The sequence below is a fragment of the Candidatus Leptofilum sp. genome (genome assembly GCF_965223525.1).
In the GTDB taxonomy this organism is placed as follows: Bacteria; Chloroflexota; Anaerolineae; order Promineifilales; family Promineifilaceae; genus Leptofilum.
On record NZ_CBDCWX010000005.1, the window covers coordinates 1,958,785 to 1,984,632 of the forward strand.

Here is a 25,848-nt window from a genome sequence, read left to right on the forward strand (position 1 = left end):
GAATCTTAATGTACTGATGAGTTACGCTTCCTTATTGAATTGACTTACCGTACTTAAAATTTCTATCTTTTTTACTTACACGTTAATGGTGTGTAAAAACCAAAAAGAACTTTGAATAAGAATGAGCTCGAAATTGGTTTTTACTTGGAAGCATTTTGGTTTGATTCTGTTGGTCAAAATTTTGGTACATATGTGCCCAATGTTGCCTGCGGAACATACAGTTCTAGTATTCATGTATAGTGGTGGTTCTACAATAGGTCTATAGTATTTTATGCTTTGGGATACGCTACACAATAGTCCTATGTCAGAATCGTGTTAGAAATCTAGTTCTAGGGCAGGTTTACGAAATCGCCAGGTTGTTTCTGAAAGGTTACTTAAGGATTTACAGGCCAGACCATGATGGCGAGGTAGCCAGGGACGCGGCTTAGTTTTTGGATTGGCTTGAAGAAGGTGGTGGCTAGCCGGAAGTAGAAGGGAAGGGAACGGCCGTCTCCCTTTTTCACCTCTATAAAGCCAAACTGCTCATAAAATGGCACTAGTTTGTCCATACAGGTTAGCCAGACGAGTGCTGGCTCGTTGGCGAGAAGCTGCCGGATAATTTTCCCGGCAACGCCCTGCCGCCGCCATTCTTTTTGTACGGCAATAGATGCCAGCTCACGCGATCCATCCCAGTGCGGTTTGATTTGCCCACAGCCAATGAGACGGCCGTTTCCATCCACAGCGACTACAAAACGGTGCCACTTCAGCCCCATCGGGTTTATGTTCACGGCGCGGATGAGTGCTTTGATAGCTGCCTCATCGCTGGCCTGGGCAGGCCGATAGGTGATGCCGGGCTTATTGGTCATTCAGGTATAAAAAATCCGCAGATGACGCAGATTCGCACAGATTTTTTGCGCTTATTTTTTCATTTTGCGGAGGGCCATAGCCATTGCGCCTAGTGCGGTGAACATCGTAATGGCAATTTTGGTGGCGTCTACCACGGGCTCCACGCGCACGCCGTTGGGCCCGACGATGATGGTAGCTACCGGACGAGCCATCGTGGTGCCGCCACCACCGCCGCCACCACCAAAGCCGGTTGAGTCGCTGCTCTCTTCGCTAGCTTCATCTGTGCTTGGGGCAGTGCCACCACCGCCGCCGTAGCCGACGCCCATGCCCGCCATGTATTCTGAGGCGTTTATGACGGTGTATTCGCCAACGGTAACAGGTTCTGCATAAACCGCATCGGGGCGGGTGACATCGAATAGTTTGCCGATTAGTTCATTGGCAGATTCTTGGTCTGCTACGGATTTGATCATTAGTTTATTAAAGCTATCGCTCATGGGATTCTCCAGTTGCTAGTGGTTGGTGGCTAGTGGTAAGTTTGCTGGCGAACATCTACTAGCCACCAGCAACCAGCTACTATTTACTTTGCTTGATAAGACGCAATAACAGAGGAAGCAGCAGGCTCATTCCGATAATGCTCCAGGTGGCTAGGCGGGTAACGTCTATGATGGGATGGCGTTCAGTTTGCTCACCTTGCTGCACAAGTACGGCCGTTGGCCATTGCCACACAAAGCCGCCGTAGGGAAAGTTGACGATGAGTGCTTTGGATTCGGGGATGAGGGTATGGTTTGGGGTGGAAACGGCCGTTCCCTGCACAGTTTTCCATTCAATAAAATTAGTAAGATTTGCCATCGAACCTCCTTCGTTCGTGACGATACACAAGATATGGGGAAAATGTGGGATGCAGTGGGCTGTTAATCTTCGTGGAAGTGACGGTCTAGCTGTTCCAATAGTTGCGCGGCTTCTACCAGCTTATCCAGTGGGTTTTCTTCACCAGTGAAGTAGCGGTAGTCGGCGGGCATCAGATCCAGCGTTTTGATGAGTTCCTGGTATTTTTCTTTGAGGGAGCGTTCGTTGATGCCGAAAACGGCCGCAATTTGCGAGCGGGTAATCTCTAAAAAGTTCACTTTGACGATGGCGAAGGTGAGTGCTCCTGCCCAGAGCGATGGTTTTGGTGTGCGTAACGGCCGTCTGCCAATAGCGATCCGATATTCCAGCCACATCTGAATCGCTTTACCAATTTGGGGCAGTTCCAAATCTAGCTGCTTCATCCCCTCGATGAGGTTGGACTCCACTTCGTCCAAACCCGTTGAGAAAAGCTGCTCATACCGAGCCGCAACGTCCCCCTCGGTTTCTGTTTGCAGGTAGCCACCCAACGCTGCCATTGCCTGATCATAATCGCCACCGCGCGTGTAGGCGCGGGTAAGATTTAGATGATATTCTGGGTTTTCTGGATCGGCCGCAACGGCCGCGGCAAAAGAGTCAACTGCCTTCTCAATTTGCCACGCATCGTAAAATGCCAAACCAGATTGATTGTATTCAACTGCCTGCTTTTGTTTTCTTGTCATGTGGTCGCCGATTCTGCCAAATTTATTGTTGCATTGTACAAAGTGGGTCATCCAGCGTCAAGCAGATGGGACTGTAGTCATGGGGTACTGATGGGAGGCAAACTTGCCCACTTGTATAGTTAGAAACAGTACGCACGTCCTATTGCCGGGTCCTGGTACCGTGTCGTAAACTAAGTGCATCATACACTAAATTGATTCCCAATTTCCTCCTTTTTCTCCTCTTCCCGCAAAAGGCCTTGCAGTAGCAAGGCTTTTTGTTTTGTAATTTTAGTTGAATTTGACGACAGTGACGCCTGCGCCGCCCTCACCATCCTTACCTTCTTCGATGGAAGCGACGTGCTTGTTCTTTTTGAGCGATTTGCGTACGGCCGTTCGCAACTTCCCCGTTCCCTTACCATGAATAATCCGCACCCACGGCATCTGCGATAGATACGCCTGGTCAATGAACGTAGTTAGTTCAGACAAGCCCTCGTCCACACGGCGACCACGAATATCCAGCTCCACACCAGGGGAACTGGTTTTGGTTATAGGTGTAGATTCCAGCTCTGGTTCTTCGTCTTTGGGACGGCTTTTGAACTCCAAATCACTCAGCTTTGCCCGCATCTGCAAACGGCCGACGGCAATCATCGCCTCGTATTTGGTCAGCGAAATGATTTCGCCCTCTGTGCCGAGTGCCTTCACCGTCACCTTGTCGCCAACTTCAAGCGTCAGGCGGTTGCTGGTGGGTTTGCGCGATTTTGTAACTTTTGGTGCAATTTTCTCAACTTCATCTTCCTCCAGCGCAGCGACCTCTTTGCTTACCTTTTTCAGCTTGTTAATTGATTGGGCATCCCGAATTTGCTTACGGGCGCGACGCAATTCTTCTTCGATGGCCGCGATTTTTTGCCGCGCTTCTTCCTGCGCCTCGGCCAGCACTGCTTCCCGCTCTTCCTCCAGCTGCTCTAGCTGCCGCGCCAGGGCATCCTTCTCATCCTCCAACTGGCGACGAATGAGGCGGGCAGCCGCTTCCTCTGACGAAATTTTGTCGCGCAGATCGTAAATTGCATCCAGCAAATTTTCTGCTTCGTTGCTGCCTGCCCCGGTCAGCCTCATGGCATCGTCCAGAATCGTCTCATCCAACCCTAGCCGTCGGGCGATGGCAAACGCGTTGGATTTGCCGGGAATGCCAATCGCCATTTCGTAGGTGGGTGAGAGCGTTTCCACGTCGAAAAGCATGGAGGCGTTCGTCGCGCCACTCTGCTGATCGGCGTACAGCTTTAGCTCTGGGTAATGGGTGGCAATGAACGTCGTGGCACCCTTGTCACGTAAAAAGTTGGTGACAGATTGAGCCAGGGCTGCGCCTTCTGTCGGGTTTGTGCCGGAGCCTAGCTCATCGAGCAGCACCAGCGAGCGGTCATCCACCTGGGCCAAAATGCGGATGATGTTGCTCATGTGCGCCGAGAAGGTGGAGAGGCTTTGCTCGATGGATTGCTCGTCACCGATGTCGGCGAATACATCTTCAAAAACCGTGAGCCGCGCTTCAATAGCAGGCAAATGAATGCCGGATTGGGCCATCAGCACCATGAGGCCGGTGGTTTTGAGGCTGACGGTTTTGCCGCCGGTGTTTGGCCCGGTGATGAGGACGGTGAAGGTCTCTTCATCTAGCGTCAGATCGGTGGGAATAACGTCGTGCGGTGGCAGGAGTGGATGGCGCGCGCTGCGAATCCAGATGGTGCTGCCAGGATGTAAGTTGCGCGGTGGGGGCGTCCATTTGGCACGCTCGTTGGCGTGTTTGGGTGGCTTGGGCTGTTCAAATTCGCGCCAATCTACAAAGTGTGGCGGCACGCCTTTGATGATGGCCGCATATTTGGCGCGAGCGAAAATCAAGTCTAGCTCCGCCATGCGTTCCACAATGCGGATGATGCGCTCGGAGACGTCGGCCACTTTGGCGGAGAGTTCGGCCAGGATGCGCTCGATTTCGGCTTGCTCGCTCATTTGCAGGCCGCGATATTCGTTGTTGAGGTCTACGGTGGCCATTGGCTCAACCCAGACGGTGGCTCCGCTGCCGCTCTGGTCATGGACGATGCCCTTGATGCGTCCTTTGGCATCCGTTTTGACGGGGACGACGTAACGGCCGCTTCGCATGGAAATGAGTGGTTCTTGCAGCCATTGGTTTTGGCTGGAGTTGAGCAGACGTTGGAGTTTGTCTTGAATACGGCCGTGCACCGCCCGCAGATCAGATCGTATTTTGGCCAATTTGCTGCTGGCACTGTCCAGAACTTCACCCTTTTCGTCAATCGTGCTGCTGATGCTGTCTACCAAACCTGGGCATTCTTCCACCAGCTCGGCAATGGCGGCCAGATATGGAAACTCTTCTTCTACTTTAAGAAGCTGCCGTTTGAGGGTGCGTGAAGCAATGAGCGTGCTGCGGATGTCAAGCATATCTTCGGCAGGCAAGGTGAAACCACGCGTGGAATTATCTGCGGCTCGGCGCACATCACGCGCACCGCCGATGGTGATGTTGGTGTGGGTGTCTAGCAGCAGGAGGGCTTCGGCCGTTTCTTGTTGCCACTGCTCGGCTAAAATTTGGTCGGTCGTGGGCTGGAGTTTGCGGGCCAGCTCTTCGCCAGCGCTAAAGCTGGTGTAGCCAGCCAGAATGTTGAGTACCTTGTGGTATTCCAGGGTATGTAATGATTTTGTGTCCATTTTTTTTGTTTTGCCACAGAGGACACAGAGGGGTAAGAGATTTGGAGAGCAAGGCAGAAAAATCTGCGAAATCTGTGTAATCTGCGGTTTTTAGATAGACGACTCTGGAAGCACATACCCTCGGGTAATTGTTTTAGCGGGGAATGGGCCGAGTCGGTTGAATTTTGTTAAGAATGGTTTGGGTGAATACGGCCGTTGCGCTGTTACGCAATCTGGCAAGTTCCACAAACAGTATCGTTTTATTGACAAGCACGAAAATTAACCTCCTCGTTTAGATTTTGATCAAGTATACCTGTGAATTGAATTCTGGCTAAGAAAAAAGCGGAACACAGAGGGTCATCTACTGTTCATCTTTTTCATCCGGTTCTGCGAGCAATTCTGGGTTGTAATGATTGATAAAGGTGTAAAACTGATGGAAAGTATCTGCCATATAATTTTTATCTATCAGGTCAGGGGCGCTTTCTGCCGGAACATTCATAAGCATATCCAGAATTCCCCGCACCAAAGTCAAAGCACTTCCCGGCGTTTCTTCTAGGTTCAGCCGTTCACCATTGTATTTCACAATTTCCATAGATATGGCCCAGGTGTTTGTTAGATGATCAAAGTAGGTGTGACGGTTCAAAATATCCCATGACTGGGGGTTTTCATTGAGTAAGGTATAAGCTCTGCGGACATCTACGCCATAGAGAGCAACCAAGCGTCTCAGGATGCGCCAAAACGATTCTGTGCAATGGGATTTCACTTGCTGCACGTAAGTTGCATCATTACTAAACCTTAAGATGTGCAGCAGAAAGTAGGCTGGGTCTTCCCCTAAGTACAGATCCAGACCACCCAAAATCTTACCAATACTCTCCCCCGTTGGGTTTGGGCGTAAATGTTCCCGAATGATCGTTTCAATTTCTGAAATCAAAGCTGCGTTGTCGCTTATAGCGGATTGCAGCTCATTGATAGATTCAATCTGATAATCAGGTAGTGGCTGTACCTCATCTACAACATTAGCTTCAGTATTCACTTGCTGATCCTCGTTGGGACTCATGGCTCTATCTCCTCTTCCTAATTTGGTTTTGCAAAAGACGTTTCGTGCCAGCTACTGGCTGATGAACCGGAAAAAGGTTGCCGTACTAAAGCTGGCTTGCTTACGTGGGAATCGGCTTTCTGCACGCTATGAAATGTATTTGATTTAGTTGTTGCTCTCATCTGTTCGTTTTGCACCATTTGGCGTCTGACTTTCACATCAAGCAAAAGCTCCCTGATGAGTTGGCTCATTGCTTCCAATAACTTTTCGGTTTCTCCCAGCAGGTTAATATTTTTGTCTAAGCGTGCCAAATCCTGTCGGAAGGTATCTATTTGGGGCAAATCAACCTCCGCGTCTGTATTTTCATAAACGGTTGGCCGGGACACGGTCTGCTCTAAATTGCGACGCTGCGTACTTTGTTTGGTCCAGGTGTTGGTGCGGATTTTGCCGCTAGTGCCAGATACTGCCTCTGCTGAAGGGGAAGAAATTGTGGGATTGGTGATCTTAATTATCAAAAGGTCGAATTTGGGATTATCTTCTTGCAAAAGGCGCACCAATTTTTCGTATTTATTGATGCGTTGGGTCGTGAGAATTAACCGTTCAATTTTGGATTCGAAGCCAAGATTTTGTGGGAGCCCGTCAAAGATAGTACGTAAATTATCGTCACTCTCATCGTCATCTTCAAAGCAGAGTGATGCGAATTTGTCTGGTCGCGTTCCGTAATACCTTACAATGTATTTTTTAATCGTCTTACGATCGTATTGGCCTTCACTGTGTGGTTTCTGCATTTTCGAACCCTATTTGCCTAAACACTTGCCTTCCTGACGTTATTATAAAGGGTAAAGCAGCAGTACGGAAGGTCTGTTTTGGGATGGGGTGGTTAGAGGGAAACGGCCGTTCTCTCCATAAAGTCCAAAATATGCTCAGCAATCTCCTCACCTTTATCCTCCTGCAAAAAATGCCCGGCACCCTCGATGGTGATTTCTGGCTGGCCTTGTGTGCCAGGGATGGCGCGACGGAACAGGGCGTCGCCGCCCTGCGTGATGGGATCGCCATCGCTAAACATGACGAGGGCGGGCTTGGTCCAGCGAGTGAGCTGGCGCTGGGCGCGACTCATCTCGGCAGCACCGGGGTCATCTGGTTTGAGGGGAATGAGTAGGGGAAAAACGGCCGCTCCTGCTTTATAGCTGGCATCGGGGAAGGGGGCTTCATACGCTGCCAGCACCTCTTTTGGCACCTCAGTGACGGTGCCGCCCTGGATAACGCGACCAACGGGCAGCCGGTTGCCAAACCGCTCGGCCGCAGCGCGCCACTGCATAAACGCCTCCGGCATAGGGAACATGCCTGTAGGCAAGCCGGTGTTCATGATGACCAGCCGGGCAAATCGCTCAGGCAGTTGGGTGGCGATAGTTAGCCCCAGCAAGCCGCCCCAATCTTGGACAACGGCCGTAATCCCCCACAAATCCAGCGCCTCGATAAACCCAACCAGCACATCCCGGTGCATCTGGAAGCTGTAGGCGTCGGGGTCGGTGTATTTGTCGGAACGGCCGAATCCGACCAAATCGGGCACAACCACGCGGTGCTGCGCCGCCAGCGGGGGAATCATCTTGCGGTACAGGTAGGCCCAGCTTGGCTCGCCGTGCAGGCAGAGAATGACCTCGCCCTCGCCTTCGTCTACGTAATGCAGACGCAGGCCGTTGACTTCCACGTAGTTGGGCGTGAAGGGGAAGTCGGGCAGGTTCTCAAATCGGTCATCGGGAGTACGGATGATTTCCATAGGCTTCTCTCTTTATAATGGCAACAACGAATTTGAGTAAGGAACGAATTTTTTAGCTGTTCCCATTCGTTGCTTACTCAAATTTGCTGTACTCTTCTGTTTGAAATTTCCTTTTCCATCACTAATATTTATCGCAAGGTCTAAAATAGGTACCGCCGTCCAATACAATTGAGCATGCTTTTGGAAATTTATTCACATGTAATGGGTATTCAAGAACGCCGGAGAAGCCTATATCCTTAAGTTCTTGACATTTCTCCTGATTTAGCCTGGCCCCATGAATTAAGAAGGCTGTATTTTTAAGTGTAGCAACACTTTTGAGCTGCCGAAATAATTCAATACCTGTGGACTCATTTTCTGCGAGAGGATGATAATTCAATATGACTAAGTCAGGTGTGTTTTCTTCAATAATCGAAAGAACATCTTTGCTTGAAGACGTTTTGTAAATGTTCTTATATCCATTAATTTGAAGAAGTGCGTTCATTGCAAGAGCATCATGCTCGGAAATAATTAAAATGTGGCAATTATCTTTGTCGATCATGTTTGTATGAAAAATATGTGTAATGGTAGGGGCGCACCCCCGTGTGCGCCCAAACTTGGGCAGACACGGGGGTCTGCCCCTACTAATATTCTTGAACTGTAACAAAATTGGTCTCCAGATCAGCCCCAGCGGGGTGGAATGGGCACCACGGTGCGGGGCAGTTCTTCGCAGTCGGGCATGTCGGGGGTTTGGTAGATGTAGGTACGGCCGTCCACAGAACTATACCCCACATGATTCCCGTTCTTATCAATCGCCACCAGATTCATGACGCTGATGAAACGGCCGTCTAAATCCCGCAAATCTTTCATCGCCCGCTCGCTGGCTTCGGCCAAGCTGAGGCCCATCTTCATATAAAAAACCAGACTGTGGGTCGTGCTGGCGCGAATGGCCATCTCGCCCATGCCGGTGCAGGCAGCTGCGCCATACCGGCTATCGGCATAATTACCCGCCCCAATAATGGGCGAATCGCCCAGCCGCCCCGGATACTTCCAGGCCCAGCCGCTGGTGCTGACGCCCGTGCAAATATTACCATCTTTGTCCTGGGCGATGAAGTTGACGGTGCCTTTGGCGCGTTCCGGGTCGGTGGCGAGCTGCACCCAACGGGACAAATCGGCGCGCTCGGCAATTTGTGCTACCTCGGCATCGCTCATTTCTGGCTGCAAACGGTTTCGCCAAACGTCCCGCGTTTCTTGCAGCAGCATTTCTGCTTGCGGCGGATGACCCATTTCGGCGGCAAAGCGGCTGGCTCCGTCACCTACCAGCAGCACATGAGGCAGTTGCTCCATCACCTGCCGCGCTACGGTGATGGCGTGCAGGTAGCCTTTCATGGCTCCGACGGCACCGCTTTCCATGGTACGGCCGTTCATAATACTCGCATCTAGTTCAATTTCTCCCAAAATGTTGGGGTAGCCATTGAAGCCAACGGTGTGGTCTTCGGGATTGGCCTCTACCAGGCGAATCCCGGCTTCGACTGCGTCTACGGCCGTTCCGCCCTGGCGCAAAATCTCTGTGGCTGCGTTTATGCCAATACGGCCGTTGCTGCTGGCAACAACAATCATGGGTCAATGCTCCTGTTCAGTGTGGAAAATTAGGTTAGCTGCAATAACAAATCTCGAACCAGTAAAATGAAGCTGCCAGGCTTCAAAACCGAGACCTCTTTCAATCCGGGTTGGTAATGTGCCAAATTAAAGGTGACCAGCCAATTGCATTTTTCGCGGGCAGCAGCGACCAAAATAGGCAAATCTTTAGGTTCAGCCTTGCCTTGGTGGGCTTTAATCAATTCGATAGTTGGATTAGGAACGATTTGCAAGCATCGAGCTACTAGGTGGCGAAAATTAGGCAGTGCTTGGGGTAGCTTTGCTGCCAGATTTCTTTCCACTTCGGTAAATACTTGTTCAGAAATAAATGCCTCGATGAGGGTGATTTCTGCCATTCGCAAAACAACCTGACTGGCGCTATGTTCACTTGGGCTGGCAGAACCAGCAAATAAAACGTCAGCATCCACAAAAACGCGGGGAATTGGTTTAAGTTTGGTCTGGTTCATCGGCTTCGGGGCTGTATTTTTCAGTGTAATATGTTTCTCGTTGCTCTCGCAAGCTGACGATGAGTTCCTGCGTGGATAACCCAGCCTCTTGCCGCATTTGCTCAATTTCTCTGGCGAGTTCGGGTACCATTGGCACCATGGGCGTTAAAACGAAGATGCCATCTAAATCGACCAGGCGAAAAGTGTCTCCAGTGCGAATGCCGTATTTATCACGTAGGTCGGCGGGCAAAGTGAGCGTACCGCGCTGCCTAACTTGAACTGTCTTATCCATAACAAGCCTCTCAATGCAGTATTTCAGTCAATTCTGATTTTCAGTAATTATAGCTGAAACCTTTGGGAAAACAATCATTTTGTCTATTTTGGAGCTTCAAATGGATAGCGATCGTGGGACGGCCGTATAATTCCCCCCATTATTTCTGTTACCATCGCCTCTAAATCAGCAAGTTGAAGGAGAAACTCATGACAAAAACTGCTCTAATCATTGGCGTAACTTCGCAGGATGGCTCGTATTTAGCCGACCTGCTGCTAGAAAAAGGATACCGTGTTGTTGGCACAATTCGGCGCAACACGACCTACCAAAAGCCAAACATTCAACATCTCATCGGCAAAATCATCATTGAAGCGGCCGATTTGATTGATGGCGAATCAATTGCGCGATTGCTGCGCGACTACCAACCAGACGAAGTGTACAACATCGCCGCCCAGTCGGTGCCTGCCGATAGTTGGAGCCATCCGCTGTACACGGGTGAAGTGACGGCGCTGGGCGTGGTGCGCGTTATGGAAGCGGTGCGCCACTTTGCGCCGCAGGCTCGCGTCTACCAAGCCACCAGTCGTGAGATTTTTGGCCACGTAAATGCCGATGCCGCCACGGAAAGTACGCCCATTGATGCCAACAATCCCTACGGTATTGCCAAAGCGTATGCCCACATGATGACCCGCTGCTACCGTGAAAGCTACGGTCTGTTTGCCTGTGGCGGCATTTTGTTCAACCATGAAAGCCCGCGCCGCAGCCTGCACTTTGTCACGCGCAAAATTACGGCCGCTGTTGCCTGCATCAAAAACCAGGTTGCTAACCCGCCGTTGGATGAGTTGGGACGGCCGTTAATCACCCCAGGTGGCAAACTCAAGCTTGGCTTCTTGGAGGCGCGCCGGGATTGGGGCTACGCCAAAGAGTACGTGGAAGCGATGTGGCTGATGCTGCAAAATGACGAGCCGAAAGATTACGTCATTGGTACGAACAGTTCCTACTCGGTAGCCGATGCCTGCCGCATCGCGTTTGCTCATGTGGGGCTAGATTGGCGCGAGCACGTGGTCAGCGATGAGGCATTATTACGTCCCACAGAAATCACCGTGCTACAAGGAGATTATTCGCTGGCGGAAAAAGAGCTGGGCTGGCGACCACGCACCTCATTTGAACAGCTCATGCAAATCATGGTAGATGCCGATTTGGCGCGTTTTCAATAGTTTTTTCTTTCAATCACGAATGAGACGAATAAACGAATGGTACGACAATTCGTGATATTTGTGATATTTGTCTATTCGTGGTTTGTATAAAAACGACCGTTTCCTCCCACCTATACCCTATAGATTTAACTTCTCTCTTGTTTCTTCGCATATAGATTCAATTTTGGGGCTTGCAATTTACCGGGTATTGTTGTATTATTGCAACAGGTGTATTGTTGTAATATCCCGCATTTCACCCGTAGCGGTGGCAATGCTCCCAATAACTTGTAAAGGCAAGCAATGGAACAGGTCGTTTCCCAAATTGGCATCAAAGGCATTCGTGAAGGATTACTCGTCACCGTCCCGGATCGCGGTTCTTTTGCCGATTTATTGACGCTGCTCAAAGTTGAACTAGCTGAAAAACAGGCCTTTTTGCAAGGTAGCCAGGTGGCGTTACAGGTTGGCTACCGCAACCTGAGCAAAGATGAGTTGCAAGAGCTGCAAGCACTGTTTGAGCAGAACCAACTGGAATTGTGGGCGGTGCTGGCAGAAAAACCCTCTGTGCGGGAAGCAGCAAGGGAACTGACCCTAGCGACGCGCCTTTCTGGTAGCCAGACTGATTTGAATGGTAACTTTTTATGGCAGGTAGTGGCACCGGAAACGGCCGTTTCCGCCCAAAATCCGTCGCAAGGTGGCCTTATCCTCAAAGAGACGCTGCGTTCTGGCCGTTCCATTTATCATGAAGGACATGTGGTCATCATTGGTGATGTGAACCCAGGGGCAGAGATTGTGGCCAGCGGCGATGTGATTGTGTGGGGACGGCTGCGCGGTTTGGTACATGCTGGGGCGTTGGGGGATGAAACGGCCGTCATCTGTGCCCTGGAACTCTCGCCGACGCAGTTACGCATTGCTAACCAAATTGCCATTTCGCCTGAGGGCAAACGTGGCAAAGCAATACCCGAACAAGCTGCTATTCGCAACGGCCAAATTGTGGCCGAAATGTGGCAAAGATAATGACTCAAGGTGCCTGGCGCTGGTCGCAGAACATTCATCTGCAAACATCGTTTGACCAGTGCCAGGCACCAGCTTCGGTCAGGAGAAGATATTATGAGCGGAAAAGTAATAACCATAACCTCCGGCAAAGGTGGCGTCGGCAAGACGACTATCACTGCCAATATCGCTTCGGCGCTGGCCATACTGGGCAAAAAAGTGGTAGCTATTGACGCCGACATTGGCCTGCGTAACCTGGATGTGGTGATGGGGCTAGAAAATCGCATTGTGTACGATTTGGTTGACGTGATTGAAGGTCGCTGCCGCTTGCGCCAGGCGATGATCAAAGACAAGCGTCAGCCAGACCTGTACCTCATTCCCGCCGCCCAAACCCGCGACAAAATGGCCGTCAGTCCATCGGACATGCTTCTGGTGTGCGATGAGCTGAAGCAGGAGATGGATTACATCATCATTGATTCCCCTGCTGGAATCGAGCGCGGCTTCCGCAACGCTGTAGCCCCTGCTGATGAGGTGCTGATTGTGACCAACCCAGAAGTTTCGGCCGTGCGCGATGCCGACCGCATCATCGGCTTGCTGGAAGCGGAGGAAAAAGGGCCTGGCAGACTGATTCTCAATCGCCTAAAACCCGAGATGGTGGCGCGAGGTGACATGCTTTCCATTGAAGATGTGCTCGATATTTTGGCCATTGATTTGATTGGTGTAATCCCAGAGGATGAATCAATTCTGATCTCGTCTAATCGGGGAACACCGGTAGCAATGAATGGCGTGAACGGTTCCAGCGCAAGCCAAGCGTTCCGCAATGTGGCTCAGCGCTTGCAGGGTGATTCGGTTCCGTTTATTGATTTAGCAGCAAAGACAGGCATTTTGAATCGTCTGAATAGCTGGTTTAGCAAGAGCTAATTGAGGAGTGTGCAATGAATTGGTTCGAGCGACTACTAGGGAAAAAAGAGAAGAGTGGCACCACGGCCAAACAGCGACTGCAAATGGTGCTCATCCACGACCGCGCAGACGTATCGCCCGGTTTGCTGGAGCAAATCAAGGATGACATCATTGAAGTGATTGCCAAGCGGCTGGAGATTAACCCGGACAATGTGGTGGTGAATCTGGACAACACGGCGCAGGAAAGTCGGTTGGTAGCTGAGATTCCGCTGCTGCATCAGAACGGCCGTCGTCGGGCAACTGCTCGGTAATCTTGTTAAACTTCAAAAGTCTTGAATCCCGCTAATAATTTGTGAGGATGCTTACAAGACTTTTGAAGTTTTTGGCTACAAATCTGAATAGTTTGTGTAAAAGTGCCGCTTGGTGTCGCCGCCGGGCGGTTTGCGTTTTACAATGGTGGCTATGATTGATCAGGTTCGCCGAACGTCGGTGTGGCGCTATTTTGATATTTGGCTGGTAGCGGCCGTGCTGCTGCTTACCTCCTATGGCATTCTCATGATCCGCAGCGCGGTGACGGGCGCACCCTTGCAGGCTGGGTTGCCTGCGGATCAGGTGCGGTGGGCCATCATTGGCGTGGTGCTTATGCTGGTGGTAGCTTCGATTGATTACCGCGTGCTGACTTCATCCCACTGGTACATTTATGTGGGCTTAATTCTGACATTGGTTTGGGTGCTTGTTGGGGGGGCATTAGGGAACGATGCGCGCCGCTGGATTCCAATACCGGGGTCTGAGATTCGGATTCAGCCATCGGAATTCGGCCGTATTTTCCTGCCAGTGATGTTTGGTCAATTTTTGGCCAGTCGTCGCGATCGCATTGGCCAATTTTCTAACACAATTGCTTCGCTTATTTATGTAGGTATACCCATTGCCCTCATCTTTGTCCAGCCAGATTTTGGGATGTCGGTGCTTTATATTTCTGTCTGGTTTGTAATTATTTGGCTGGCAGGGCTGCCATTGTCTCATTTTGCCATTTTGGCGGTGCTGGGGGTTGGGACGCTTGCGGCCGTTTTTCCGTTTTTGGCTGATTATCAGCAGGAACGTATCACCACTTTTGTCAATCCTGAAGATGCAGATGAGGACGACATTTTTAATATTGAACAGGCGCAAATCAGTATTGGTTCTGGTGGCTGGTGGGGTAAGGGGTATCTCAATGGCACACAGAGCCAGCTTGGCTTTTTGCGCGTGCAGCACACCGACTTCATCTTCTCGGTGGTAACAGAGGAGATGGGGCTGCTGTTTGGCTCGCTGGTGGTGATCTTGTCAATCGGTTTTATCCTTTGGCGGATTTTGCGTGTCGCCTGGCTGACGCCGGACCCGGCGGGCAAATATATTTGTGTAGGCATTGCGACGGTCATTTTCTTTCAAACGGCTGTTAACATTGGCATGAACGTCCGCTTGGTCCCCGTTACAGGTTTGACGCTGCCATTTGTAAGTTACGGCGGTAGCTCACTCACCACGCTCTTCATCGGCATTGGCATCGTCCAATCTGTCCTTATGCGCCACCGTAAACAAGAATTCGGCTAAATTTTGTCAGCCACAGAGAGCACAGAGGTTTTAGAGGATTGAACCCGACCCTCAGTTTTTTTACTTCTTGTGACTAATAAAAAAGTAGTTTGGATGCCGCTAACCGATTCCGGTATACTCCCCATTCAATTCAAAATTTAATCAAAGGAGCCGCAGAAAGAAGAAACCCCTCTTGTTTCTCTGTGCTCTCTGTGGCAGAAATTGAATCAGGAAGGTTTGATGACGGTTAGAACACGGTTTGCACCCAGCCCGACGGGCTATTTGCATATTGGCGGTGTGTGGGCAGCGCTGTTTGCCTGGCTTTACGCTCGGCGGCACGATGGCCAATTTTTACTGCGTATCGAAGATACAGACACTAAGCGCACCGTTCCCGGCGCATTGGAGAGCTTGATGGCCAGCCTGCGCTGGTTTGGCCTGGATTGGGATGAAGGGCCAGATGTGGGCGGGCCTTACGGACCATACATCCAGACTGAGCGAAAAGCGCTGTACCAAAAGTGGGCCAACTGGCTCATCGAAAATGATTTTGCCTACAAATGTTTTGCCACGCCAGAAGAATTGGCGGAAATGCGCCGCGAGTTGGAGGCCAAAGGCGATCGCTCTGGCTACGACCGTCGTTACCGTGATTTACCTGTGGAGGAAGTGGTCAAACTGGAAGCGGAGGGACGGCCGTATGTGGTTCGTTTTAAGATGCCGCTGGATGGGCAAACGGCCGTTCCCGACCTGCTGCGTGGCGACGTGATTTTCGACAATGACCAGTTTACCGACTACGTACTGCTTAAATCCAACGGGTTACCCACCTATCATCTGGCGCATGTGGTAGATGACCACTTCATGCAAATTAGCCACATCACGCGTGGCGTAGAGTGGCTAAACACTGCGCCCATTCATGTGAATTTGTTCAAAGCATTTGGTTGGGAGATGCCCGTGCTGGTGCATTTGCCCGTTATTTTGAACCCCAGCGGCAAGGGTAAGCTAAGCAAGCGCCATCAGGCGTTCACAGAAGCTGGCACTGAAATTTTAGTGCGCGCCAGCGAATTTATGGAAGGGGGTTATTTGCCTGAAGCGGTACTTAACTTCTTGGCCAACATCGGCTGGACCTTTGGCGATGACATCGAAAAATTTACGATGGATGAGGCGATGGCTCGCTTTGATTTGGCAGACGTGAGTCCGTCACCTACCAAGCTGCCATATAGCAAGCTGGATTGGCTCAATGGCCAATATATTCAGGAGATGGAACCGTTGGCGTTGGCACAGGCGGTACGGCCGTACCTGGAAGCAGCCGGTTTAGAAGTAAATGTAGAGGCTCTGCTGGTTGTTATGCCACCCATGCGCGTTCGCCTCAAACGTTTCCCCGACGCCATTGGCTTTTTGCGCTTTTTAGGTGAGGAGATGCCCCTGCCGGAAAGTGCAGAAGCGATTACGCATAAACATCTGCCGCTGGATTCTGCTGCTGCCGCCTTCCGCGAAGCGCGGAATTTGCTGGCCAATTTAGAGCCGTTCACGCTGGAAGAAATAAGCGCCAAGCTATTTGCTATTGGTGAAAAGCATACGGCCAATGGCAAAGCTGGCCCGTTCCTGGGGCAGATGCGTTTTGCCGTGACGGGGCAGAAGGTTTCCCCGCCGCTATTTGAATCTGTGGTGGCTTTGGGGCGCGATCGCGTAGTAGCACGATTGGATCAAATTTTGCCACTTTTTGCCTAATTGCAAGCAAAAACTTCGGATCTAAAAATGAGGGAGCGGTAGTTGTCGCCCCACAGGGCATCTGGTAAAATTTCGCTTCGTTCAGCCAAATAGTGCGGGATAGTTTAATGGCAGAACCGGCGGCTCTGAACCGTCTAGTCCAGGTTCGAATCCTGGTCCCGCAGTCAGATCAAAGAACATAGCAATTGCTATGTTCTTTTTTGTGCCGAAAGGTGGGCGTGAGAGGATGGTATCCGGCAGATATGGGGCTTTGGGCTAAAAATTAGCAAATCCTTGCTAAATATGGGGGATTTCGCAGAACTTTTTTCCTGTCCCTACGTATACGAGGGTAGCTGCATTTGCCCAAAATAGATTACAAATCACTTTTCAAACCCCAAGAATTAGGTCAGTCGGTATTGGTGGAAATGCGGTATAATAATGGTGCGTTGTTTTATGACAACAAAGGGTCGTGTGAAAACGGCCGTAACAGCAGCTGCATGGCTGAGCGCAAAATTCAGCCTGTCAGTATGAAAAGGAGACAACAATGGAATTCTTGATTCCCGTCATTTGTGTGGTTGGTGTTGGGCTCATCGTTTTGCTTATCGCCTCTGTTCGCATTGTGCAGGAATATGAGCGCGGCGTTATCTTCCGGTTGGGCCGCGTAATGGGTGCCAAAGGCCCCGGCCTCTTCTTTATCATCCCCATCATAGACAAAATGGTGAAGGTTGATTTGCGTACCATCACCCTGGACGTTCCCGCGCAGGAAGCCATCACGGGTGATAACGTGACTGTGAAAGTGAACGCCGTTGTGTACTTCCGCGTCGTTGATCCAGTTATGGCCATTGTACAGGTTGAAGATTTTCGTCGAGCCACCTGGCAAATTGCCCAAACCAGCTTGCGGAACGTGATTGGCCAGTCCATGATGGACCAGATTTTGCAGGATCGTGAGCAAATCAACGACACGCTCCAGCACATCATTGATGAAGCAACCGAGCCGTGGGGTGTTAAGGTGAGTATCGTAGAAATCAAGGACGTGGAGCTGAACAGCACGATGGTGCGGGCAATGGCACGGCAAGCCGAAGCAGAGCGTGAGCGTCGGGCCAAGATTATTCAGGCCGAGGGTGACTTCCAGTCTGCTCAGAAGCTATCTGAAGCGGCACGTATTATGAACTCTGAGCCGGGTGCCATGACGTTGCGCTATTTGCAAACGCTGGTGGAGATTGGCGTGGAGCAAAACACGACCACCATTTTCCCCATCCCAATTGACATCATCTCTGAGTTTATCACGGCCAAGGATAGACAAGAGGCCGCGCCGAGGGCCAAGTTGGATGAGTCAGCAGGCGATGATGAAAATTAGTTGAAAAGTTCTACTGCGGGTGAGTTAGTAACCAACTAACTCACCCGCTTTTTGGTGTCTTTGTGCCTCGTCGAACCATTTTCCTTCTCGTTTTGCCACTTCTTCTGTTAATCTCTTGCTCTTTGCTAGAGGGGCCACAAGAACTTACGATTCCAACGCCACCTGGCGGTACGCCTTTCGCTAGCATTGCCCAGGCTGGCCCGCTGATTACAGACCCTGAGGGGAATGTGATTGAGGGAACCAACCCTGATTTACGCACATTGCTTGAGGAAGTGTCGCGGCAAAATTTGGTGGGGTATGTGCAAACCCTGCAAGGGTTCAACACGCGCAATACGTATAGCGTGACAGATGCAGAGGGCATTGGCGTTGGAGCAGCGCGTCGCTGGATTTTTAATGAGTTTATTCGGGTGGGAAACGGCCGTCTCCTTGTCGAAGTAGATGAATTCCCTGTGAATCAGGGTGGGGTGGTTTACAACCAGCAAAATATCGTGGCTACATTACAGGGCACGAGTATCCATCCTGGCGTGATTGTGATTGCCGCACATTATGATTCCCGCAGTATAGATCCCCTTAGCGGCAGCAGCTTTGCGCCAGGGGCCAACGACAACGGTTCTGGTGTGGCAGCGTTGCTAGAGGTGGCGCGCGTACTAAGTTCCCAAGAGTGGAACCAGACGATCATTTTTGTGGCCTTTGCCGCCGAAGAGCAAAATCGGCTGGGCAGCACCCACTTTGTGACGGAGCGGCTGTTGGAGGGGTGGCGCATTGATGGCATGATGAGCCTGGACATCGTGGGCGGGCGACCCGGCATTCCCCAATCGGTGCGCCTCTTTTCGCCAGGGCCAGATGGCTCGCCACCGCGTCAGCTTGCCCGCTACATGAATTTTGTTGGCAACCTGTATTTGCCGGAGTTCCTGTACACGCTGATTGATGCGGAGGATAGAGACGGCCGTTACAGCGACCACATCAGCTTTTTGAAGGCAGGCATTTCGGCCGTGCGGGTTACGGAATCGCAGGAAGACCCCAATCGGCAGCACAACAGTGGCGATACGGCCGAATGGATCGACTACGATTATTTGCGGCAGGTGACGCAGCTAACAATCGCTGTGATGGGGAATGCCTCCGGTGCGCCTGCCCAGCCAGTTGCGCCGTCTCTGTCGCCAATGGCGGAGCCAGGCGCATATATTCTCACCTGGATTCCTGACAGTGCGGCAGCCGGGTACGCGATTTCGTTCCGACCTGTTGGCTCGCCGGATTATCCGCAGTTTCGTTATGTCAATGCCAGCGAAGCGGGAAATGTGGCCATTACAGGGCTAGACCCAGCACTGCAATATGCTGTGAGCATTGCCGGGTTGGACGGCAACGGCCGTATCGGCCTCTTCTCCGCTGAAGTTTTGACTCCCTAAAAGATAAAAACAGGATAGGATTGCCGCTAATTTTGCTTGTCATTCCCAATAAAAACGGGAATCCATGCAAGCGAATGGTGCATTCCCGCGCAGGCGGGAATGACAACTGATTGGCGAATATGCCAAGTTACGATAGCTCGTAGGTTTCGTCTATGCTGAGGACGACGGGAGTAACGGCCGTTTCCTGCTTCACACTCTCTGCCCAAGCATCCACATCAATGGCAATCGGGGGCCAAGTGTTGTAGTGGCAAGGGATGGCCACTTTCGGCTTCAAGTAACCCAACGCCAACACCGAATCCTCTGGCCCCATGGTGAAATTATCCCCCACAGGTAAAATTGCTAAATCAATGCCAGCCCGGCCAATTAACGCCATGTCTGAAAATAGTGCCGTGTCCCCTGCAATGTAAACCGTCTTGCCATCGGCCATTACCAAATAGCCGCCAGGGTCGCCACCGTAGCTACCGTCTGGCAACCCAGAACTGTGCAAAGCGGCCGTCATCTTTACCCGGCCAAATGAGAAGTTGAAGCCACCCCCCGTGTTCATGGCGTGAACATTATCGTGCCCCTGCGCGCCAATCCAGTTGCAAATTTCAAAGTTGCCAATCACTTTGGCGTCGGTTCGCTTCGCTAGCCTCACCGTGTCGGCGATGTGGTCTCCGTGCCCGTGCGTTTGCAAAATGAAATCGGCCGCAACATCAGCTGCACCAGTTTGCGCCGATGGATTATTGCCCGCAAAAAATGGATCTACCACAATGTGCGTGCCGTTGATATTTAGCGAAAACGTTGCGTGTCCGTGCCAGGTAACAGAAATTGACATGAGCAGCCTCCTTGTAAAGCTGAATTTGATTGTGAATGGTCTGGTTGAAATAAATAAGAAGTACGATTTAAGTATAAATTGGGGAGGATTGGCCGTCAAACAAAGTGACACAAAAAAAGCGCAAGACGGCCGTTTCCAGCCACCTGCGCTTTTGCAGAGTTATGGAGAATTAGAAATCAGATATGCTGGTCAACCAAAATTGGGTTGCCGTCTGGGTCTATGACAACGAAGCTGGCAGGGCCCGTCGTGGTTTCATCTGCTTCATTTTGGATTTCGATGCCCTGTGCCTTGAGTGCTTTCTGCAACTCGCGTACATCGGTGTAACTGCCCAGATTTTGCCCGTTTTGATCCCAACCTGGATTAAAAGTAAGAATATTTTTGTCGAACATGCCTTGAAAAAGGCCAATGACGTGGTCGCCATTTTTCAGCATGAGGTAGTTGTAAGCTGGATCACCTCCAAAAACCTCAAAGCCTAATTTCTCGTAAAAGCTTTTGGATGTTTCCAGGTCTTGAACTGCCAAGCTAATTGAAAATGCGCCTAATTCCATCTCATTTCTCCCAATCAAGTTAATTCGATGCCAGAAGTTATTGCAAATTGAGGCGAGCAGCAGCCTGCTGACAAAGGCTGGACCCCCCAGCGGCGTACCATTGTTGCAGCGTCGGACTGTCGGTTAAGCCAGCTTTGGCGTCGTCATAAATGCCGGTGGCCCAAACAAAGTACCGTTGCGTTTCGGCAGCCCAGTTGTCCCAGGTTGTACCGGCGGCGACGTGACCACCGTTGTAGCCTGCAAAGGCTCTGCCAACATCGCCGCTAGTTTGCACTAACCGCTCGGCAAAGTAATTCATGCCGCGCCGGGCGTTGGTGTCTGGATCCATCATGTTTTCGCCAGCAGTAAAGTGGAAGGGCATTACCTGGAACAGCCCTTGCGCGCCAGCAATAGAGAGGGCTTGTGGGTCACCACAAGACTCGATTTGCATAATAGTGGCTACCATATCCGGGTCTAGACTGTGTTCACCAGCCCAACGCACGATGTTGGCTTCCCAATATTTGACTTCATTGGAAAAGACCGGCGATATTTTCCCCTGGTAATTTACAACGCCACCGGTTTCTGGTTCAGCGGCAACCATGTTGGTTGTATTTTCGGCCACGCTTTGGCCAGCCAGGGATAAATCAGCATTGGCCAATCGGGGCATGACCAGCACGGCAAACAGCATAGCGCCAAACAGCACAAAGATGAGAATCATCTGCATACGCCGCTGCATGGGGTCTGGCGGCAAATCGTGCTCGCCAATGATTATTTCCGGTTCGTACTCAAATTGCTCATCGTACTCATTCAATGGTGTTTCTACCGCCCAGTATGAAGTTAGCTGTTGTTCGTAGACCGTCATAGTTTACCTCGAAAGGTAGTAAACAGTAATCAGCAAACGGTAATCAATTTGAACATACTCATCTAAACTGATTACCGAACACTGATTACGGATTACCGAAGCTAGTTGCGGTTGCGCGGGCGGGCTTGCAAACCAGTCATGGGCGAGCGACGCATGCCGTTGGGACGGGGCGGCCGTTGGCGCACGCGGGAGGCTACGGGCTTGCGCTGCACGGCTGGCTTTGGTTGCGGTTCGCTGTAGTCGTCAATAGGCATGTTTACCTGGGTTGGCTGTACCGAAGCGCGTTTGGGCACGGCCGTTCGAGTGGGTGCGGCCGTTTTGGGCATGGGCGTGCGGCGAACGTTGCTAGTAGTGGCGCGGCGGCGCGGCTTGACGGTAGCGGCTGGCCGCTTTTTAGGCTTGTCGGCGACCTCATTGAACTCAAAAATATGTTCGCCTGCCACAGAAAATGCGCCGATGAACAGGATGCGGGTGAGCCAAACCAGCACAGCGACGAAGATTGGCACATAAAGCAGTAACTGCTCACGGCTCAGAACTTCATTGCCAAAGCTGTGGTTGAGCAGCGTGAGGGAAATAGCCCACCAAGTCATGACTGCATTCATGGTAGCGCCCAGCAGCCAGGCACCCATCAGGTACCAAACCTCTTTGGGCTCATCCATGCCGCGCTCTGGCGTAAACAGGCGCACCAGCCCGGCAAAATCAATCGAGCAGAAGGCGATGGCCAGGATGGCAGCCCACTGCATTCCCAAAAAGCGCACATCCCCGATGAGGCTGTTTAGCGCATATTTGGTGGTGTCGAAGTTGAAAATCTCGAAGGCGATGAGGGCGATGATGAGAATGCCGCCCACGGCCGTTTTCTTGGGCACAGAGCTTGTTAATGAAGACAAGCGCGTGCCGATGGTTTGGGTACGCACATACTGGTTCTGCATATCAAAATCTCCTTGTTTTGGTTGCCCCTCTGCTTGGGCAATCTTCTTTTCCATGCGCCCGATTTTGTGAAGAGGGAGCTGGCTGAGGGCGCGTCAGCCAGCTTTAGGAGGGTGTGGAACACTTGTTCTACAAAGGGATATTAGAACAGATATTCTATATTGTCAAGAAAAAAACGCCCTTTTTGTGGCATTAGGTGTCACAATTGGCGGTAAAATGGCAGAAATGGGCTGTTTGCCGCGTGAAAATCGTGAAAAAGACCAAGAGACCCTTGGAAACGGCGATTGGGCGCAGCAGAGACAAAGTTGGTGCAAAATGCCTTCAGCCAGGCAAAATATTGTCACCTTGTCACCAAGCGATGCTTGCATCGCCCACCCCATGCACTACAATATCCCCATGCGCCTCATCCTCTCCCACGAGAACGCCGATTTTGACGCCGTGGCTAGCCAGCTTGCCGCCAGCAAGCTAACGCCCGACGGCGTGATGATCCTTTCCCGCCGCCTGAACCGGAACGTGGCTCAGTTTCTTACACTGTACTGGGATGCGTTTCGCTTTGTACGGCCGTCCGACTGGCGCAAGCGGCGCGTAAAAGACGTGCTGCTGGTAGATACTCAATCGCTCAACAGCGTGCGCGGCATGGTTGCCCAGCCCACGGTTCATGTGATTGACCACCACACAGAAGAGACGCCGCCTGCGGCATGGACAGCGCAGGTCGAGCCCGTGGGGGCGACAACGACGCTGCTTGTCGAGCAGCTTCAAGCGCAGGGCGTGGCGCTGTCGCCAGAGGAAGCAACGCTTATGCTGCTGGGCATCTACGAAGATACAGGTTCCCTCACGTACGATACCACCACGCCGCGAGATGTGGCCGCTGCCGCCTGGCTGCTAGAAGCGGGCGGCATTTTGAGCGTGGTGCGCCGCTTCCTCAACATTCCGCTCTCAAGCGGCCAGCAGGCGTTATACGATGACCTGCACGCTGCCGCCACCTGGCACGAGGTGCGCGGTCAGTCGCTCATCGTCGCTGGTGCCGTCGCTCCGGAAAATTTTACAGACGAAATTGCCTCGATTACCCACCGGCTGCGCGAATCGCTGCAGCCAGCCGGGCTGGTTGTGCTGGTACAGCTGGATGAAGATGTGCAGCTTGTGGCGCGCAGCACAACCGACGCGGTGGACGTGGCGGCCGTTGCCCGCTCCTTTGGAGGCGGGGGGCATAGTCGCGCAGCGGCGGCGCGCATCAAGGATCGGCAGTTGGTTGACGTGCAGCCAGAGGTGGTGGCCGCTTTACTCCAGGCCGTCCAGCCGCTGGTTCGGGTAGCCGATTTGATGTCTCATGGCGTGCAGATGGTGCCGCCGGAGATGCTCGTGCAGGAAGCGGCCGTTCTGATGCAGCGGTTTGGGTATGAAGGGTATCCAGTCGTTACAGAGCCAGCGGGGGAGCTGGTGGGCTTGCTCACCCGTCGCGCTGTAGACCGGGCCATAAGCCACGAGATGGACAGCGTCCCCGTCGCCCGGATTATGAGGAAAGGGTCGGTGACGGTACGGCCGTCTGACGGCATAGACACCGTGCAGCAAAAAATGTTGAGCGAAAAGTGGGGGCAAATTCCCGTTGTGGCCGAGGATGGCCATAGCACCCAACCCATCGGCATTGTCACCCGCACCGATCTGCTCAACCATCTCTTCCAGCCGCCCAGCAAACAAGCGGCCTCGGCCGCAAACATGCGCCAGCGCATGCTGGAGATGCTGCCCCCCGCGCTGTGGCAAATGGTGCTGGCCATCAGCGAAACGGCCGATGCGCTGGATTTGCCCCTCTACTTTGTGGGTGGCCTGGTGCGCGACCTGCTGCTGGGCAAGCCCCCCACCGACCTGGACATGGTTGTCGAGGGAGATGCCATCCGCCTGGGCCAGATGCTGGCGCGGCAGTTTGGCGGCGAAATTCGCAGCCACAAGCGGTTTGGCACGGCCAAATGGTTGCTGGATGAGGCGGTGTGGGGCAACGTTTTGCAGCGCGACGAACAGGAGAGTAGAGATATTCAATCCCTAATCTCCAATCACCAATTACCCCCCACGATTGATTTTGTGACGGCACGCACCGAATTTTACACAGAGCCAACGGCGCTGCCGGAGGTGTCGCATGGCTCAATCAAGCTGGATTTGCACCGGCGGGATTTTGCGCTCAACACGCTAGCGGTGCGGCTGGATGGCGCATTTTTGGGGCAGCTACTCGATTTTTATGGGGGGCAGCAAGATTTGGTGGACGGCTGTATTCGCGTGCTGCACAGCCTGAGCTTTGTGGATGACCCCACGCGCATTTTGCGGGCAGTGCGGCTGGAGCAGCGGCTGAACTTCCAGATTGAGCCGCGCACCCTGGAGCTGATCAAAGAAGCGCTACCGCTGCTGGATCGCGTCTCTGGGGCACGCCTGCGGCACGAAATTGAGCTGACGCTGCAAGAGAGCGATCCCATTGCGCCAATGGTTCGACTGGCGGCGTTGAACGTGTTGGGTCACATTTTGGAGGGATTGGTTTGGCTGCCGGAAACGGCCGTCTTCTTCCAGCGCGTCCCTGAATTTTGGCAAGAATCTCCCTGGGCTGGCTGGCTGGCGGATGAATCGCCCACGTTTGTTTACTTTGCGCTGTGGCTGGCGGCCTTGCCAGAGGCCGTGCAGCAGGGTGCGATGAAGCGGCTGCGGGTGCGTAAGGCCACCAAAGCGGATGTGCTGGCGTGCGGCCGTTTGCGCCGCGAGTGGGTGACGCTGCCCGCCGCGCTCAAGCCAAGTGAGGTGGTGAAGTTGTTACGGCCGTATCCCGTCCGGGTGCTGTTGGTGGGGCGCATTTTGCTAGAAGGCCAGCCCGCTGCCGACTTGATTGAGCAGTTTTTGGCGGAGTGGCGGGGGGTGAGAACGGCCGTAACGGGGAACACGCTCAAGCAAATGGGGCTTAAGCCGGGGCCGCAGTTTGGCATCTTGCTAGAAAAACTGCTCGCTGCCAAGCTAGACGGCCACGTCACCACCGAAGCCGAGGAATTGGCGCTGCTGGATGAGTTGCTTGAGTAAACAGATGAGGATACTTAACAGATGGGAATAGGTGATGCAGACCCAGATTTGTTTGATGCTGCCGAGTTTGGCGATCTTGACTGGGTAGAAAGGTCTATAGGCAGTTTGGGCTTAAATGGGAAACCAGTCAATATCAATGCTCAAGACAATGGTGGCAAAACCATTTTAATGATAGCTACGCGATACAATCATATTGACGTAGTTCGTTTTCTGTTGGAAAAAGGTGCTGATCCGAATATTAGAGATAAGAGAGGTCACACTGCTTTGATAGAGGCGCAAGCCGGGGGACATAAAGAGCTTATTGAATTGCTAACGGACTAATTTGAGAACGAAAATTATTAACGGCTGTTCACCTTGTCACC

At 52.1% G+C, this 25,848-nt stretch carries 26 protein-coding genes and 1 tRNA gene; 11 read left to right on the plus strand and 16 right to left on the minus strand.

Features of this window, described 5'->3' with window-relative positions; all coding sequences use genetic code 11:
- Positions 1–374: 374 nt before the first annotated feature.
- The 12 genes from ACOQPM_RS14060 to ACOQPM_RS14115 form a co-directional block, all read right to left on the minus strand.
- Complete coding sequence (locus ACOQPM_RS14060; protein ID WP_420629894.1) at positions 375–845, minus strand: GNAT family N-acetyltransferase; 471 nt, start codon at positions 843–845, stop codon at positions 375–377.
- A gap of 51 nt (positions 846–896) precedes the next feature.
- Entirely contained in the window at positions 897–1,319 is a 423-nt protein-coding gene (locus ACOQPM_RS14065; RefSeq protein ID WP_420629895.1) for a spore germination protein GerW family protein, read from the minus strand.
- A gap of 79 nt (positions 1,320–1,398) precedes the next feature.
- Positions 1,399–1,674 carry a hypothetical protein gene (locus ACOQPM_RS14070; RefSeq protein WP_420629896.1) on the minus strand — a complete coding sequence of 92 codons (276 nt, stop codon included), beginning with the start codon at positions 1,672–1,674 and terminating at the stop codon, positions 1,399–1,401.
- Between the two features lie 62 nt (positions 1,675–1,736).
- A complete protein-coding gene (locus ACOQPM_RS14075) occupies positions 1,737–2,390 on the minus strand; it encodes a tetratricopeptide repeat protein (protein ID WP_420629897.1) in 654 nt (217 codons plus the stop codon).
- Positions 2,391–2,657: 267 nt separating this feature from the next.
- Positions 2,658–5,075: an endonuclease MutS2 gene (locus ACOQPM_RS14080; RefSeq protein ID WP_420629898.1), complete on the minus strand. Its 2,418-nt coding sequence runs from the start codon at positions 5,073–5,075 to the stop codon at positions 2,658–2,660.
- Positions 5,076–5,415: 340 nt separating this feature from the next.
- Positions 5,416–6,111, minus strand: coding sequence for a hypothetical protein (locus ACOQPM_RS14085; RefSeq protein WP_420629899.1), 696 nt, complete (start codon positions 6,109–6,111; stop codon positions 5,416–5,418).
- A 17-nt stretch (positions 6,112–6,128) separates the two neighbouring features.
- Positions 6,129–6,878 (minus strand): hypothetical protein, encoded by a 750-nt coding sequence (locus ACOQPM_RS14090; RefSeq protein ID WP_420629900.1) that lies wholly within the window; start codon positions 6,876–6,878, stop codon positions 6,129–6,131.
- Positions 6,879–6,970: 92 nt separating this feature from the next.
- A complete protein-coding gene (locus tag ACOQPM_RS14095) occupies positions 6,971–7,867 on the minus strand; it encodes a haloalkane dehalogenase (RefSeq protein ID WP_420629901.1) in 897 nt (298 codons plus the stop codon).
- Positions 7,868–7,988: 121 nt separating this feature from the next.
- The gene (locus ACOQPM_RS14100) at positions 7,989–8,405 is read right to left on the minus strand and encodes a response regulator (RefSeq protein ID WP_420629902.1); all 417 of its coding nucleotides are present in this window, start codon (positions 8,403–8,405) and stop codon (positions 7,989–7,991) included.
- 119 nt (positions 8,406–8,524) lie between these two features.
- Complete coding sequence (locus tag ACOQPM_RS14105) at positions 8,525–9,463, minus strand: N(4)-(beta-N-acetylglucosaminyl)-L-asparaginase (protein ID WP_420629903.1); 939 nt, start codon at positions 9,461–9,463, stop codon at positions 8,525–8,527.
- 29 nt (positions 9,464–9,492) lie between these two features.
- The gene (locus tag ACOQPM_RS14110) at positions 9,493–9,948 is read right to left on the minus strand and encodes a PIN domain-containing protein (protein ID WP_420629904.1); all 456 of its coding nucleotides are present in this window, start codon (positions 9,946–9,948) and stop codon (positions 9,493–9,495) included.
- A complete protein-coding gene (locus tag ACOQPM_RS14115; protein WP_420629905.1) occupies positions 9,929–10,219 on the minus strand; it encodes an AbrB/MazE/SpoVT family DNA-binding domain-containing protein in 291 nt (96 codons plus the stop codon). The genes ACOQPM_RS14110 and ACOQPM_RS14115 overlap by 20 nt, the downstream gene beginning before the upstream one ends.
- Positions 10,220–10,407: 188 nt before the next feature.
- Between ACOQPM_RS14115 and ACOQPM_RS14120 the strand changes: the two genes are divergently transcribed.
- From ACOQPM_RS14120 to ACOQPM_RS14160, 9 genes are all read left to right on the plus strand, one after another.
- Positions 10,408–11,412 carry a GDP-mannose 4,6-dehydratase gene (locus ACOQPM_RS14120; RefSeq protein ID WP_420629906.1) on the plus strand — a complete coding sequence of 335 codons (1,005 nt, stop codon included), beginning with the start codon at positions 10,408–10,410 and terminating at the stop codon, positions 11,410–11,412.
- 279 nt (positions 11,413–11,691) lie between these two features.
- Positions 11,692–12,405 carry a septum site-determining protein MinC gene (minC, locus tag ACOQPM_RS14125; RefSeq protein ID WP_420629907.1) on the plus strand — a complete coding sequence of 238 codons (714 nt, stop codon included), beginning with the start codon at positions 11,692–11,694 and terminating at the stop codon, positions 12,403–12,405.
- A gap of 93 nt (positions 12,406–12,498) precedes the next feature.
- On the plus strand, positions 12,499–13,302 hold the full coding sequence (gene minD / locus ACOQPM_RS14130; RefSeq protein ID WP_420629908.1) for a septum site-determining protein MinD: 804 nt from the start codon (positions 12,499–12,501) through the stop codon (positions 13,300–13,302).
- Positions 13,303–13,316: 14 nt separating this feature from the next.
- Positions 13,317–13,592: a cell division topological specificity factor MinE gene (gene minE, locus ACOQPM_RS14135; RefSeq protein ID WP_420629909.1), complete on the plus strand. Its 276-nt coding sequence runs from the start codon at positions 13,317–13,319 to the stop codon at positions 13,590–13,592.
- A gap of 151 nt (positions 13,593–13,743) precedes the next feature.
- On the plus strand, positions 13,744–14,865 hold the full coding sequence (locus ACOQPM_RS14140; RefSeq protein ID WP_420629910.1) for an FtsW/RodA/SpoVE family cell cycle protein: 1,122 nt from the start codon (positions 13,744–13,746) through the stop codon (positions 14,863–14,865).
- 219 nt (positions 14,866–15,084) lie between these two features.
- Positions 15,085–16,566, plus strand: a complete 1,482-nt coding sequence (gene gltX / locus ACOQPM_RS14145; protein ID WP_420629911.1) for a glutamate--tRNA ligase — start codon at positions 15,085–15,087, stop codon at positions 16,564–16,566.
- Positions 16,567–16,659: 93 nt separating this feature from the next.
- Positions 16,660–16,730, plus strand: a tRNA-Gln gene (locus ACOQPM_RS14150).
- 359 nt (positions 16,731–17,089) lie between these two features.
- A complete protein-coding gene (locus tag ACOQPM_RS14155) occupies positions 17,090–17,902 on the plus strand; it encodes a slipin family protein (protein WP_420629912.1) in 813 nt (270 codons plus the stop codon).
- Positions 17,903–17,964: 62 nt separating this feature from the next.
- Positions 17,965–19,305, plus strand: a complete 1,341-nt coding sequence (locus ACOQPM_RS14160) for a M20/M25/M40 family metallo-hydrolase (protein WP_420629913.1) — start codon at positions 17,965–17,967, stop codon at positions 19,303–19,305.
- 127 nt (positions 19,306–19,432) lie between these two features.
- Here ACOQPM_RS14160 and ACOQPM_RS14165 read toward each other — a convergent pair whose 3' ends face one another.
- The 4 genes from ACOQPM_RS14165 to ACOQPM_RS14180 all read right to left on the minus strand — a co-directional run bounded on the left by ACOQPM_RS14165 (position 19,433) and on the right by ACOQPM_RS14180 (position 22,440).
- Positions 19,433–20,122, minus strand: coding sequence for a metal-dependent hydrolase (locus ACOQPM_RS14165; RefSeq protein ID WP_420629914.1), 690 nt, complete (start codon positions 20,120–20,122; stop codon positions 19,433–19,435).
- Between the two features lie 176 nt (positions 20,123–20,298).
- Positions 20,299–20,670: a VOC family protein gene (locus tag ACOQPM_RS14170; protein ID WP_420629915.1), complete on the minus strand. Its 372-nt coding sequence runs from the start codon at positions 20,668–20,670 to the stop codon at positions 20,299–20,301.
- 37 nt (positions 20,671–20,707) lie between these two features.
- Positions 20,708–21,511 carry a transglycosylase SLT domain-containing protein gene (locus tag ACOQPM_RS14175; protein WP_420629916.1) on the minus strand — a complete coding sequence of 268 codons (804 nt, stop codon included), beginning with the start codon at positions 21,509–21,511 and terminating at the stop codon, positions 20,708–20,710.
- A gap of 101 nt (positions 21,512–21,612) precedes the next feature.
- Positions 21,613–22,440, minus strand: coding sequence for a hypothetical protein (locus tag ACOQPM_RS14180; RefSeq protein ID WP_420629917.1), 828 nt, complete (start codon positions 22,438–22,440; stop codon positions 21,613–21,615).
- Between the two features lie 214 nt (positions 22,441–22,654).
- On the opposite strand from ACOQPM_RS14180, the gene ACOQPM_RS14185 reads away from it, so the two are divergent.
- Positions 22,655–25,486 (plus strand): CBS domain-containing protein, encoded by a 2,832-nt coding sequence (locus tag ACOQPM_RS14185; RefSeq protein WP_420629918.1) that lies wholly within the window; start codon positions 22,655–22,657, stop codon positions 25,484–25,486.
- A gap of 21 nt (positions 25,487–25,507) precedes the next feature.
- The gene (locus tag ACOQPM_RS14190; protein ID WP_420629919.1) at positions 25,508–25,807 is read left to right on the plus strand and encodes an ankyrin repeat domain-containing protein; all 300 of its coding nucleotides are present in this window, start codon (positions 25,508–25,510) and stop codon (positions 25,805–25,807) included.
- Positions 25,808–25,848: the final 41 nt, after the last annotated feature.